Here is a 12,044-nt window from a genome sequence, read left to right as displayed (position 1 = left end):
ATGATCGGGTGACCGTGACGAGGATCCGCGAGTTCCGCACCCTGCGCGGACTGACCGTGCGCCAGCTTGCCGACCAGGCGGGAGTGTCGACCGGGTTGATCAGCCAGGTCGAGCGGGGCGTGACCGACCCGAGCCTGGAGACCATGCGGCGGATCGCCGAGGTGCTCGACATCCCGCTGTTCAGCCTGTTCCAGGAGCCGGACGAGGAGACCGTCGCGGTGATCCGGCACGACGACCGGTACCGGATCTCCTCGCCGCACCACGCGATCACCTACACCCGCGCGTCGCCGGGCGGCGCGAAGCTCGAAGTGCTCGAAGGCGTGCTCGAGCCCGGCGGCGCCTCGTCCGACGAACTGCGTTCGCATCCGTCCGAGGAATGCGTGGTGGTGATCGCCGGACGGCTGACCGTCCAGGTCGGCGAGCAGACGCACGTGCTCAAGACCGGCGACAGCTGCCACTTCGATTCGGCCATCCCGCACCGCTTCCGCAACGACGGCCGGACCACCGCCCGATTCCTCGTGAGCGTCACTCCACCGAGTTACTGATACTTCCGTCGGAGGCATTCGCCCGGGAATTGGTCTAGACTTTTCGTTCCGAAACCGGCGAAAAGGACGGACTGATGCGAGGGACGACGGTGCCCCCGGGAATGTGCTGCAGACCGGTCAAAACCGGTGAACTTCCACTGCACCGGCTCGAGGTGCCCGCGCCCGACGCGGTGCCGTTCGCGGTCGGCTCTTTCGACGCGGTGGGACCGTTGTCGCGCGCCGAATTCCCGCACCGGCACACATTCTACGAAATCGTGCTCGTCACCGGAGGGACCGGCGCGCACGTGGTCGACCTGACGCGGTGGGAACTGAGCCCGCCGCACCTCGGCGTCGTCACGCCGGGCCAGGTGCACCATTGGGAGGCGAGCGGGCTCACCGGATCGGTCGTGCTGTTCACCGACGACTTCCTCTTCGACCATCCGGCGGACCGGGAAACCCTGCGCAGGCTGCGGGAACGGCCGTGGCTGCAACTGGACGGGCCCGAGCACGACCGGACCGCGCGGCTGATCGCGGAACTCGAGGAGGAATTCCGGCGCGGCGGCGAGGACGGCGAATCCGTGCTGCGCGCGCTGCTGCACGTGCTGATCGTGCGCGCCGGAAGACTTCCCGGCATTCCGGCCGCGCCCGCACCCGCCCGCGCCCGCGCGGTGGCGGCGGAATTCGCGCAGCAGGCGGAAAAATCCGAGCTGGGCCTGTGGTCGGTGCGCGCGCACGCCGAACGGCTCGGCGTCACTCCCGGCTACCTCACCGAGGCCGTCAAGGCGGCAACCGGGCGTACGGCGGCGGAATTGGTGCGCGAGGCGCGAACGCAGGAGGCGAAACGGTTCCTGCTGCGGACGAATCTGTCCGTGCGGCAGGTGGCGAGCCGCGTCGGATTCGCCGATCCAGCCTACTTTTGTCGGTTCTTTCGGCGCGAAACCGGGTTGAGCCCCGGCGGATTCCGCCGCACCGGCGACGCCGCCCCGAAGATTCACCACGACTGCATGACTCCGTCCATCGCTGCGGGCTGATCTTCTCCCTACCGTCGAAGGGAATCCCGAGCCCCCACCGAGGAGCAGGCATGGACGAAGAAAGAAAGTTCAGCCGCAAGACAGTGCTGAAGGCCGCACTGGCCGCCGGAGTCGCGGCTCCGGTCGCCCTCGTCGGCGGACCCGCGCTCGCCCGCACGAATTTCGCGGGCGGCCAGAAGGTCGAGCCCACCCCGTATTGCCACGACGGCGACGAACCGACGATCGACCAGACCGAGGGCCCGTACTTCACGCCGGGCTCGCCCGAGCGCGGCGTGCTCGTCGACGGGAGCACCCCGGGCACGCGGCTGACTGTGAGCGGGTACGTCTTCGGCACGGCCTGCCAGCCGATCAGCCGCGCGCTGCTGGACTTCTGGCAGGCGGACGACAACGGCGCGTACGACAACGTCGGCTACAACTTCCGCGGCCACCAGTACACGAACGACCTCGGCGAGTTCAAGCTGACCACGATCGTGCCCGGCCTCTACCCCGGCCGGACGCGGCACATCCACGTCAAGGTGCAGGCCCCCAACGAGCCGATCCTGACGACGCAGCTGTACTTCCCGGGCGAGCCGCGGAACAACACCGACACGATTTTCGACGCGCGGCTGCTCATGACGGTCCGCGACGCCCCGAACAACGCCAAGGAGGCGGCGTTCGACTTCGTGCTGAACGTCGCGCAGACGCCGACCGGCGGACCGACCACGGGACCGCCGACCGGGCAGCCGGGAGGGACGTCCTGGGCCACCGGCAAGGCGTACCCCGCCGGTACGCGCGTCACCTACAACGGGGTCACCTACGTGTGCCTGCAGGGCCACACCGCCCAGCAGGGCTGGGAACCGCCCAACGCGCCAGCGTTGTGGCAGAAGGGCTGACCCCCTCCTGAAGAGAACGGCGGGCTCCCCCGGGCCCGCCGTTCTCCGTTTTTCCGGGAAGCCTCCCCCGCGCTGTCGAGTTACGGTCGACGCATTCGTCTTCCATTGCGACGACGCCGGACCGGCCCTCGGAGGACACACATGCTGTACCTGCTGGTGATCTACAACTGCGACCGTCCCGAACCCGGCGATCCGGCCTTCCCGGACGCACTGGCCAGGGTGAACGCGTTCGCCGACGAATGCCGGCGGCGCGGGGTGTTCGTCTCCGGGCATCCGCTGCAGGGCGAGCACACCGCGACCACAGTCAGCGTCCGCGAGGGCAAGACGCTCATCACCGACGGGCCGTTCCTGGAGACCCACGAGCATCTCGGCGGCGTTTACGTCCTCGACTGCCGCGATCTCGACGAGGCCCTCGAACTCGCCGCGCTGTGCCCGATGGCCGAGGTCGGCACCGTCGAGGTGCGGCCGGTCGCCGGGGTGCCTGGGCTGTCTCACCAGGCATGACCTCGGCGTTGCTGCGGGAGACCTACCGCGAGCACCGGGCCCGGATGCTCGCGGCGCTGGTCCGCGTCCTCGGCGACTTCGAACTCGCCGAGGACGCGCTGCAGGACGCGTGCGCGCTCGCTCTGCGCAACTGGGGCGACGAGCCGCCGGACGACCCCGTGGCGTGGCTGCTGACCGCCGCCCGCAACAGCGCGATCGACCGGCTCCGGCGCGCCCGCCGCGGCCAGGAGAAGCTCGCTCAACTCGAGGAACCAGCCACGAGCGCGGAGCCGACCGAGAGCCGCCTGCTCGAGATCGGCGACGAACGGCTCAGCCTCGTCTTCACCTGCTGCCATCCCGCGCTCGCCGAGGAAGCCCGCGTCGCGTTGACGCTGCAGGCCGTGGCCGGGCTGACCGCGGGGCAGATCGCGCGGACGTTCCTGGTCAGCGAGGCGACGCTGGCGCAGCGGCTGGTGCGGGCCAAACGGAAGATCCGCGACGCCGGGATCAGCCTCGCGGTCCCGCCCGATCATCTGCTGTCCGAACGACTGTCCGGGGTTCTGGCGGTGGTGTACTTGATCTTCACTCAAGGCTACACCGCTTTCGGAGATCGTGAGCTGCAACAGGAAGCGATCCGGCTGGCGAAGCTGGTCGCGACACTCATGCCGGACGAACCCGAAGCGCTCGGGCTGGTTTCGCTGTTGCTGGTGCACGATTCGCGCGCCGCCGCCCGGCATACGCCGGACGGCGATGTCGTGTTGCTCGAAGACCAGGATCGAAGTCGTTGGGACCACGGTGAAATCGCCGAAGCGGTCGGGCTGCTGGACCGTGCGCTGCGTTTCGAGATGGTGGGGCCGTATCAGCTGCAGGCCGCTATTGCCGTCCAGCACGCGCAGGCTCGTTCCGCGACGGACACCGACTGGGCTGCGATTTCCGGGCTGTACCTCCGTTTGTACGACACGAATCCCTCGCCGGTGATCGCGTTGAACCACGCCGTCGCGGTCGCCATGGCCACGAGCCCGTCGGAAGGGCTGGCGCTCATCGACGGCATCGAAGGCCTTGACCGGTATCACCTGCTGCACGCCGCGCGGGCCGATCTGCTCCGCCGTCTCGGGCGGACCGCCGACGCGACGGCCGCGTACCGGCGCGCGCACGAACTCGCCGTCAACCCAGCCGACCGGCGATTCCTCGCAGGCCGCTTAGCCACCTTGGAGTCCTGATGAGACTGTCCATTCTCGACAACGGACATCGCCTGCGGGCCAGGCTGTTCCTGTCGATCACGTCGAAACAGCCGCCGGACATCGTGAAGATGCTGCTGTACCGTCCCGGTTTTCTCACCCGGCCGTTGCTGGATCTCACCGCTCCGGCGATGCGCGGCCCGTCGTACTGGACGGCCGGGGAACGTGAATTTCTCGCCATGTCAACGGCGTTGCTGCACGAGTGCCCGTTCTGCGTCGACTCGCACGCGGAGCTGACGCGGATCGCCGGACACGGCGAGATCGATCCCTTGCGACCCGACGCGGCGCGGCCGGAGGTGCGGACTGTTCGGGCGTTTCTGGAGACCGTCACGCTGAAGCCGGACGAGATCGTGCTGCCGGATCTTCCTCCGGCGGCGATTCGCGAGGCGCTGCGGGTGAACCTGGTGTGGAACATTGTGAACCGGCTCGCGAACGCGTTCGGTTTCGTGCTTCGCGAAGGTCAGCTGGAGAGCGGAACCCGTGCCCTGCACCGGTTCGGGTACCGGTTCCCGGGCTTCCTGCTCGCCGACGGCCCGGCGGGCACGCACGAGGATCCGGTGGAGAACATGCGGTATTCCGTGTTCGCCGCGCCTGCGGTCACCGATCAAGCGCTTCGCGGCGCGGCGGTGACCGGGGACGGCCTGCCCGCGCCGTTGCAGCCGTTCGCGGCGAAGGTTCGTGACGCGTCCTACCGGCTCACCGATGGAGATTTCGCTGAGCTGGCCACGAAATACCGCGAAGACGAGGTCTACGAGATCACCGTCGCCGCAGCCGTGGGTGCCGCGTTGCGCAGTTTCGACGCCGGACAACAGAAACTCGACGCATAGCGCGAACCGGCGGCCAGGAGTACCGGCCGCCGGTTCGCGTCAGTCATCCGCTCAGGGGCGGTAAAGCTCCTTGGCGACGTCGATGTTGTCGTTCTTGTCGACGTGGATCTCGGCGAGCGGCGGGGTCGGGCCGGTCAGGGCCTCCATCAGCGCCTGCTCGGTGCACGGGTTCGTGCCGCGGCCCTGCTGGTCGATGGCCACGTCGCCGCCGGGGCACAGTTCGGCCGCGCCGAACACCTGCGCGGTCTTGCTCACCGGCAGCCGGTAGGTCTTGCCGTCGCCGGGGACGGGCACGTAGTGGCCGTTGTCCGCGCCGCCCTTCTTCCAGGTGATCAGCTGGAACTGGGCCATGTTGACCGAACGGTCGAACCCGGTGAACTGCACGGTCTGCGTCGTGTTCGGGAAGCGGCGCGTCGGGGCGGCGGGCTGCTGGCCGGAGCCCTTGCCCGCGGTCGGCGCGGTCTTGATCATGAACTCGGAGCCGCCGTCCTTGCCGCAGTTCACGACGCCCTGGGTGAATTCCTCTTCCGCGCCCAATGCGCAGTCCCAGTGTCCTTCGATTCCGAGAACGCGGTGGCCGGGGCCTTCGCCCTGCGACGGAGCCAATTCGTAGTACTTCGTCATCACATTGAATGCTTCGGTGCAGCCGGGAATGCTTCCGTTGGTGCTTTCCACCGCGATCAGGTCCATTTGCTTGCCGCCGGCCGGGCCGACCTGTCCGCCGAGCTTGCTGCAGTTGACGTCGCCGTTCGCCGTGGCCGCGGTGCCCGCCGCACCGGCCGAACCGCCCTGCGGGCCCTGCTTGACCGCCGCCGCGTCGGAAATGCTCTTCGCCGCGGAACCATTTCCGTCGACGCTGTTTCCGCTGCACGCGGAAAGCAACGCGGTCGCGGCGACAGCCCCGCCGACCATGACCAGCTTCATCGACTTCATCGCGGTGAATCCCATTGTGCGCTCCCCGTGTCTTTGGCGAATCTCTAACCCCAAAGACGTGAAGCACCGAATGACGTTGCCCGGAAGTTCCGCGGAGAGCCATCGTTGCCCCAATGTCGCCCCCGCCCGGTCCGCGCGGGCAGGACCTCGGCGGGCCTCGCAACCCCGGCCTAGAACACGTCGCGCAGGGTCTCCAGGAGGAGGGCGATGTTCTCCTCGTCGCGGCGGTAGTAGGTCCACTTGCCCCGCCGCGTGGCGACGACCAGGCCCGCCTGCCGCAGCATCGCGAGGTACTGCGAGGTGGTCGACTGGCCGAGGCCCGCGCGCTGCTGGATGTCGGTCACGCAGACGCCGACCTCGACGTCCTCGGGCTCCTGGCCGGGGAAGCTCATCGGATCTTTCAGCCAGACCAGCAGCTGGCGGCGGGTCGGGTTGGACAGGGCGCGGAACACCGCCAGCAACTCCGCCTCCGAGAACACCGGACGATCCTAACCCGCACCCTCATATTGACAATTCGCGATATGTAGATCTATGTTCGCCGCATGCCGACTTCGACGCAGGTGGTGGAACTCGTCCGCTTCGGTGCCGCGGACGCCGCGTTCGCCGCCCGTGAGCTGCCAAGACCCGTTCCCGGGCCCGGCCAGGTGCTGGTGCGCGTGGCGGCCACGTCCGTGAACCCGCTCGACCTGCAGACCCGGCGCGGCGACTACCGCGACCAGGTCGCACTGCCCGCGGTGATCGGCAACGACGTGTCCGGCGTGGTCGTCGAGACCGGTCCTGGAGCAAGCGACTTCGAGCCGGGCGACGAGGTTTGGTACCTGGCGCCGGTATTCGCCGGGCAGGGCACCTACGCCGAGTACCACGTGGTCGACCAGGCCTTGGTCGCCCGCAAGCCCGAAGGGTTGTCGCACGTCGAAGCCGCCGGTCTCGCGCTCGTGGGCATCACGGCGTGGGAGGCGCTGGTCGAACGCGCCGCGGTGCGGGCCGGGGAACGGGTTCTGGTGCACGGCGGAGCGGGCGGGGTCGGCTCGGTCGCCGTCCAGCTCGCCAGCGCGCTGGGCGCCGAGGTGGTGACCACCGCGCGGGAGCGGGACCACGAGTTCGTCGCCGGACTGGGCGCTGATGCCGCGATCGACTTCTCGGCTGGCGACTACGTGCCACAGGTCCGCGCTCTAGGCGGGGTGGACGTCGTGCTGGACACCGTGGGCGGAGACACCCTCGCTCGCAGCCCGGAAGCACTCGCCGATCGCGGTCGCGTCGTGTCTATTGTGGACATTCCCGAGCCGCAGAACCTGCTCGCCGCGTGGGGCGTCAACGCGACCTACCACTTCCTCTTCGTCAGCCCCGGCCGCGCGAAGCTCGAAGCCCTCACTCGGCTGATCGAGCAGGGCAAGCTCCGGCCGGTAATCGGTGCCGTGCTGCCGCTGGCCGACATCGCGTCAGCGCACGCGCTGGTCGAAGGCGGCTCTGCCGGCGGACGTCCGCGCGGCAAGGTCGCCATCGCGGTGGGCTAGGCCGCGAGGCCGAGCGCCGCCAGCCACACCCGAGTCAGCGTCGCCGCCGCGTCGTCCAGCGAGCTGTCGGCGACAACCGCCTGGTAGAAGACGCGTTCAGTCATCCAGACCAGCGCGGCGGCGACCTCCGCCGCGGTTCCGGCCGGCAGTCCGGCGCGCTCGGCGACCCCGCCCATGGTGTCGGCGAGCGCGACCACCGCGGAACGCCACGCCTGGTCAATCGCCGGAACCGACGGCGACAGTTCAACCGCCGTGCGCATCACCGTGCCGTGCTCGCGCCACATCCGCGCGGTCTGCTCGAGCCCCTGCCGGACCGCGTCGCCGGGAGCCGCGGCGGCCGCGTCCACCGCGTCGACCTCGGTGCGCAGCTTCGTCACCGTCCGCTCGACCAGCGCGGCGAGCACCTCGTTCTTGGACCCGAAGTAGAAGTAGAGCGCACCCCGGGTGATCCCGGCCTCCTGCGCGATCGTCGCGACGGTCATGCACGCCCCGCCCGTCGAGTTCAGCTGCTGCTCCGCCGCGTCGAGAATCGCGCGTTCGCGCAGGTCTCCCTTGGTCGGAGCTGTCCGGCGACGCGGGCGGGTGTCTCGCTCTTCCACCTGCACGTTCTATCACGCTGACTATTTTTGACGCTGTGCAGATTTTTCTCAACGCGGTGTAGAGTTTGCTTCATGACCAAGATCTTCCTGATCACCGGCGCGAGCTCCGGTCTCGGCCGCGCGTTCGCCGAGGCCGCGCTCCAGGCCGGGCACACCGTCGTCGGCACCGTCCGCAAGCAGGCCGACGCCGAGGCGTTCGAGCAGCTCCAGCCGGGGAAATGCCTCGCGCGCATCCTTGATGTCACCGACGACGACGCGGTGTTCCGGACCGTCGACGAGATCGAGGCCGAAGTGGGCCCGATCGACGTCGCCATCGCCAACGCCGGGTACGGCCACGAGGGCGTCTTCGAAGAGTCGACGATGGCGGAGCTGCGCGCGCAGTTCGAGGTGAACGTCTTCGGGGTCGTCGCGACGGTGAAGGCGGTTCTGCCGTACCTGCGGCAGCGGCGGCGCGGGCACATCCTCGGCGTCACCTCGATGGCCGGGCTGATCACTGTGCCCGGCACGTCCTTCTATCAAGGCAGCAAGTACGCCGTGGAAGGCATTCTCGAAACCGTCGGCAAGGAGGTCGCGCCGTTCGGCGTGCACGTCACCGCGATCGCGCCGGGATCGTTCCGCACCGACTGGGCGGGCCGGTCGATGGTCCGCACCGACCGTTCCGTGCCGGACTACGACCAGGTGATGAACCCGGTCCGCGACCACCGTCTCGCGGCCAGCGGCAAACAGCTCGGCAACCCGCGGAAAGCCGCCGAGGCCGTGCTGCGCATCCTCGACGTCCCGCACCCGCCCGCGCACCTGGTCCTCGGCTCGGACGCGCTGCGTCTCGTCGCCAACGGCCGCGCCGCGGTCGACAAGGAGATCGAGGAATGGGCCGAGCTGAGCCGGTCCACCGACTTCCCGGACGGCGCCCAGCTGCCCGGTTGAACTGGCCCCGGCGCCGCCGCCCCAATGTGGCATTGGGTGCGTGGGATGCACCCAATGTGGCGTTCGGTGCGTCAGATGCACCCAATGCCACATTGGGGGCACCTGCCGAAGCCTCAGCCGACGTACGCGGTGAAGGAATGCTTTGCCTGGTACCAGATCGAGATGCCGATGGCGCCGGCCGCGGCCACGCTGCGCAGGTCCAGCGGGCCCGGCCGGTCGGACAGGAACGTGAAGTTCCGGATCTCCGCGCCGGGCACGAAATCGCCCTGGGTGCCTTCCTTGGTCGAGCGCACGAAGTCCATCTGCTTGATCTCGATGGTGTCGCCGTATCCGGCGAACAGGTACAGGTACGGCGGACGGCCCGCGAGCGGGATGTAGAAGTGGTCGCCGTTCGGGGCTGCGGGTATCAGCATCAGAGTCTCCTCGTCGTTGCCGGGGGCGGACCCGGTGCCGCCGCCGGGAAGCGGGATGTATTGCTCGTTGATGTCGCACGGGATCCGGTCGACCCTGACCGTGCCGTCGTTGCGCTGCCACAGATGCGTCCAGGTCCGCTCGGCGGCCGTCGGCCGCGAACCGCAGCGCCAGTACCACGACACGACCCCGGCGTCGTGCACCGCGCGCAGCGTCTCGGAAAACCCGTAGAACCCGGCGCGGTTCCGGCCGACCACGCTGGCGAAGCCGCTCGCGAACCGCACGACGTCGTCGAGTTGGTAGGCCGCCGCGTGGGAGTCGGCGGCGCAGGCCATCAGCGCCGAGTCCGCGATGCCCATGCCGCGCGCGTCGGCGAGTCCCGCCCGCCCGAACGCGGCGCCGCGGGCGAAGTCGTCGTCGGTGCCGCTGCCCCAGGCGTCGTCGGTGCCCAGTTCGACGACCAGCGCGACGGCGACCCCGCCGCCGACGAGGTTCCGGTATTCGCGGCCAGTGAGCCGCTTCGTGCCGCGGCCCAGCCCGGCGTAGCGGATCACGCCGCCGAAACCGGCCGCCTTGAGCGACCCCGGGCCCGGCGCGCCGGCGGAGTAGTCAGCCCAGCGCATGGTGGTCCGCCCCGGTTTCGGCGTAGCTCGGCGGCCGGTTGGAGCCGAGCAGGACTCGCGTCAGCCACGGCGGCATCCGCGGTTCGAGCTGCCGCAGCAACGCGTACACGATGGCCAGCACGACCGGGACGATCACCTGGTTGCCCAGCCCGGACACCGCCTCGGTCACCGAAGCGGGCAGGCCCAGCGTGACGAGCCACGCGACGAGCGCCGACCACAGGCCGGGGACGACGGTGCGCAGCCAGGACGTGAAGTGGTCACCGAGTTGCGTGGTCGGTTGCTTGGTCGGTTGGGTCATGGCTGGTTTCTCCGGCTCGGTGGCGGGTGTGGTCTGGGGTGCGGACGGCTCGGTGGTGGTCGGCGAAGCGACTGTGGCGGTGGGTGAAGTGACAGCGGTGCTCGGCGAAGTGACAGCGGCGTCCGGGAGATCCGGTTCGGTGGCGACGTCGCGCGCCGGGACGACGGATGCGGCCGAACCGTTGCCGCCCGCGCCTGCGGTGCCCGTCGCGTGAGTCGGGCTCGGCGCCGGGGAAACGGCTTTCGCACCGGTGGCCGCACCGGCTGATTTCTCCGCCGCGAACACCACTGGATCAGTCGGATGCGCCGCCGGCGGCGGTGCGTCGATCACGGTCGCCTTCTTCGGGGTCTCCGCGGGAGGCGCGGGTGCGACGGGATTCGATCCCGGCCGGAAGAGCGGTTCGAAGGTGTCCGGCGGATGGGTCACCTTCCCGTCCCCGTCGAGGACGCCCAGCACTGCGTAGCGGTACTCGACCCCGTGCGGCGGGACCGGACGCGGGCCGTCGTCGTCGCGGGGCCATTCGACGTCGCCGGTCACCGTGCGGGCCGGGATCTGCCAGTAATCTCCGCGCCGGTACGTGCCCGGCTGTCCGGCCGCGACCTCCGCCGACGACCTCGGCGGGGCCTCGAACCGGACCTGGACGCCGTCCTCCAGGTCGATCCAGGTGTTCTCGACCAGCGGTACCGCGCCGTCCTCGCTGTCGTCCGGGGCGAGGTGGTCCCAGCGGCGCAGGAACGGATGCAGGTCCGCGTCGGAACCGGGGCCGCAGCGTTCGTCGAGTTCGTCGTCGAGGGTGACCAGCCGGTCCGCCGGGTCGATCGCGATGACCTTCCGCAGTGCGGGCGCGGACTTGGGCCGGTCCTCCGCCGGGAGGTCGTCCGCGACGCGGGTGGCGGCCGCGTCGTCGAGCAGTTCGACCCAGTCGCCGACGTCCAGGTCCAGTTTGCTGTCCCGGCCCAGCGTGCCGAGCGTCACCGTCGCACCGGACACCGAGACGATCGGGAACACCACCGACGCGTTTTCCCGCGACCACTTGAAGGTCGCCCCGTGCAGAGTGTGGCGGAAACCCTTGTTGGGCACAGAATCCGTCCACCCGCGGCCGCCGGTGTGCACCTCGACGCGGTACAGCTGGTTTTCCTGACCGCGGAACCGCGCCTCCGGCGGCAGATGGCAGGCGTCGGTGTCGCCCGGGTGTTTCGCTTGGGCGGCAAGCAGACCGGGCTCCGGATTCAGGGATTTCCGGAAGGTCTCGAAATCGTCGACGGTCTGTCCCGCGCACCAGGCCACCTGCCAGACGACCTTGGCCCGCGCCGCGGTGTCCGGTCCGGGGTCGCCAAGCGCGATCTCCCGGATCGCCGGATCCTGCAACGAGGTGATCAACCGTTCCCAGACCCGCAGGTACACCACGAACGGCCCGGTCTCGGGAAGTTCGTCCTTCTCCTGGTCGAGGTAGCCCTCGGGCTGGGTCCAGTAGCTCGTGGCCTCGTCGTTCTCGACCAGCAGCCCGTCGACGTACAGCCGGCCAGCCGAAATATTCAGGTCGGCTATCTTCGCGTGGTCCTGATGCGGATCGATCCGGAATCCGTGCGCCCCGGCGGGCGCGGCGGACTGGCCGAGCAGGTCGGCCACCGTGGTCCGCAGCTGGTGCAGCAGGATCGCGGCCTGCTCGTTCGCGTCCGCGTCGAGCTGGACCCGGCCCTGCTGCGCCAGCACCGCGGAGAAGTGCTTCAGCGAGTCGAAGGTGCGGCGCGAGAAGTCGGCTTGCAT

General features: G+C 69.6%; 13 protein-coding genes. 8 read left to right on the top strand and 5 right to left on the bottom strand.

Annotated elements, in window-relative coordinates; all coding sequences use genetic code 11:
- Window positions 1–8: 8 nt before the first annotated feature.
- The 6 genes from ABZX37_RS37665 (at window position 9) to ABZX37_RS37640 (ending at window position 4,975) form a co-directional block, all read left to right on the top strand.
- Window positions 9–545, top strand: coding sequence for an XRE family transcriptional regulator (locus ABZX37_RS37665; RefSeq protein WP_354747878.1), 537 nt, complete (start codon window positions 9–11; stop codon window positions 543–545).
- A gap of 74 nt (window positions 546–619) precedes the next feature.
- On the top strand, window positions 620–1,555 hold the full coding sequence (locus tag ABZX37_RS37660; RefSeq protein ID WP_354747876.1) for an AraC family transcriptional regulator: 936 nt from the start codon (window positions 620–622) through the stop codon (window positions 1,553–1,555).
- A gap of 50 nt (window positions 1,556–1,605) precedes the next feature.
- Window positions 1,606–2,427 (top strand): carbohydrate-binding protein, encoded by an 822-nt coding sequence (locus ABZX37_RS37655; RefSeq protein ID WP_354747875.1) that lies wholly within the window; start codon window positions 1,606–1,608, stop codon window positions 2,425–2,427.
- Window positions 2,428–2,568: 141 nt separating this feature from the next.
- Window positions 2,569–2,931 carry a YciI family protein gene (locus tag ABZX37_RS37650; RefSeq protein ID WP_354747874.1) on the top strand — a complete coding sequence of 121 codons (363 nt, stop codon included), beginning with the start codon at window positions 2,569–2,571 and terminating at the stop codon, window positions 2,929–2,931.
- Window positions 2,928–4,130 carry a sigma-70 family RNA polymerase sigma factor gene (locus ABZX37_RS37645; protein ID WP_354747872.1) on the top strand — a complete coding sequence of 401 codons (1,203 nt, stop codon included), beginning with the start codon at window positions 2,928–2,930 and terminating at the stop codon, window positions 4,128–4,130. Before ABZX37_RS37650 ends, ABZX37_RS37645 begins: the two co-directional genes overlap by 4 nt.
- A complete protein-coding gene (locus ABZX37_RS37640; protein ID WP_354747870.1) occupies window positions 4,130–4,975 on the top strand; it encodes a hypothetical protein in 846 nt (281 codons plus the stop codon). Before ABZX37_RS37645 ends, ABZX37_RS37640 begins: the two co-directional genes overlap by 1 nt.
- A gap of 51 nt (window positions 4,976–5,026) precedes the next feature.
- Here the strand turns inward: ABZX37_RS37640 and ABZX37_RS37635 are convergent, their stop codons facing one another.
- A complete protein-coding gene (locus ABZX37_RS37635; protein WP_354747869.1) occupies window positions 5,027–5,923 on the bottom strand; it encodes a hypothetical protein in 897 nt (298 codons plus the stop codon).
- 155 nt (window positions 5,924–6,078) lie between these two features.
- Window positions 6,079–6,387 carry a metalloregulator ArsR/SmtB family transcription factor gene (locus tag ABZX37_RS37630; protein WP_354747867.1) on the bottom strand — a complete coding sequence of 103 codons (309 nt, stop codon included), beginning with the start codon at window positions 6,385–6,387 and terminating at the stop codon, window positions 6,079–6,081.
- Between the two features lie 63 nt (window positions 6,388–6,450).
- On the opposite strand from ABZX37_RS37630, the gene ABZX37_RS37625 reads away from it, so the two are divergent.
- Window positions 6,451–7,422, top strand: coding sequence for a zinc-binding dehydrogenase (locus tag ABZX37_RS37625; RefSeq protein ID WP_354747865.1), 972 nt, complete (start codon window positions 6,451–6,453; stop codon window positions 7,420–7,422).
- Here ABZX37_RS37625 and ABZX37_RS37620 read toward each other — a convergent pair.
- Window positions 7,419–8,021, bottom strand: a complete 603-nt coding sequence (locus tag ABZX37_RS37620) for a TetR/AcrR family transcriptional regulator (RefSeq protein ID WP_354747863.1) — start codon at window positions 8,019–8,021, stop codon at window positions 7,419–7,421. The genes ABZX37_RS37625 and ABZX37_RS37620 overlap by 4 nt on opposite strands.
- Window positions 8,022–8,093: 72 nt before the next feature.
- Here ABZX37_RS37620 and ABZX37_RS37615 point away from each other — a divergent pair, with 72 nt between their 5' ends.
- Entirely contained in the window at window positions 8,094–8,945 is an 852-nt protein-coding gene (locus ABZX37_RS37615) for an oxidoreductase (RefSeq protein ID WP_354747861.1), read from the top strand.
- 113 nt (window positions 8,946–9,058) lie between these two features.
- Here ABZX37_RS37615 and ABZX37_RS37610 read toward each other — a convergent pair whose 3' ends face one another.
- Together ABZX37_RS37610 and ABZX37_RS37605 are read right to left on the bottom strand one after the other, a co-directional pair.
- Window positions 9,059–9,979: a glycoside hydrolase domain-containing protein gene (locus ABZX37_RS37610; RefSeq protein ID WP_354747859.1), complete on the bottom strand. Its 921-nt coding sequence runs from the start codon at window positions 9,977–9,979 to the stop codon at window positions 9,059–9,061.
- Complete coding sequence (locus tag ABZX37_RS37605; RefSeq protein WP_354747857.1) at window positions 9,966–12,044, bottom strand: DUF6519 domain-containing protein; 2,079 nt, start codon at window positions 12,042–12,044, stop codon at window positions 9,966–9,968. Before ABZX37_RS37605 ends, ABZX37_RS37610 begins: the two co-directional genes overlap by 14 nt.

Source organism: Amycolatopsis sp. NPDC004079 (assembly GCF_040610415.1).
In the GTDB taxonomy this organism is placed as follows: Bacteria; Actinomycetota; Actinomycetes; order Mycobacteriales; family Pseudonocardiaceae; genus Amycolatopsis; species Amycolatopsis halotolerans.
The sequence above is the reverse complement of the archived record's forward strand: the minus strand, read 5'-3'. Positions and strand labels throughout refer to the sequence as shown.

Bases quoted from the DNA above. Each gene is read 5' to 3' on its own strand.
- ABZX37_RS37635 (WP_354747869.1), bottom strand. From the start codon at position 5,923: ATGGGATTCACCGCGATGAAGTCGATGAAGCTGGTCATGGTCGGCGGG.
- ABZX37_RS37640 (WP_354747870.1), top strand. From the start codon at position 4,130: ATGAGACTGTCCATTCTCGACAACGGACATCGCCTGCGGGCCAGGCTG.
- ABZX37_RS37605 (WP_354747857.1), bottom strand. From the start codon at position 12,044: ATGCAAGCCGACTTCTCGCGCCGCACCTTCGACTCGCTGAAGCACTTC.
- ABZX37_RS37610 (WP_354747859.1), bottom strand. From the start codon at position 9,979: ATGCGCTGGGCTGACTACTCCGCCGGCGCGCCGGGCCCGGGGTCGCTC.
- ABZX37_RS37625 (WP_354747865.1), top strand. From the start codon at position 6,451: ATGCCGACTTCGACGCAGGTGGTGGAACTCGTCCGCTTCGGTGCCGCG.
- ABZX37_RS37615 (WP_354747861.1), top strand. From the start codon at position 8,094: ATGACCAAGATCTTCCTGATCACCGGCGCGAGCTCCGGTCTCGGCCGC.
- ABZX37_RS37655 (WP_354747875.1), top strand. From the start codon at position 1,606: ATGGACGAAGAAAGAAAGTTCAGCCGCAAGACAGTGCTGAAGGCCGCA.
- ABZX37_RS37645 (WP_354747872.1), top strand. From the start codon at position 2,928: ATGACCTCGGCGTTGCTGCGGGAGACCTACCGCGAGCACCGGGCCCGG.
- ABZX37_RS37660 (WP_354747876.1), top strand. From the start codon at position 620: ATGCGAGGGACGACGGTGCCCCCGGGAATGTGCTGCAGACCGGTCAAA.
- ABZX37_RS37650 (WP_354747874.1), top strand. From the start codon at position 2,569: ATGCTGTACCTGCTGGTGATCTACAACTGCGACCGTCCCGAACCCGGC.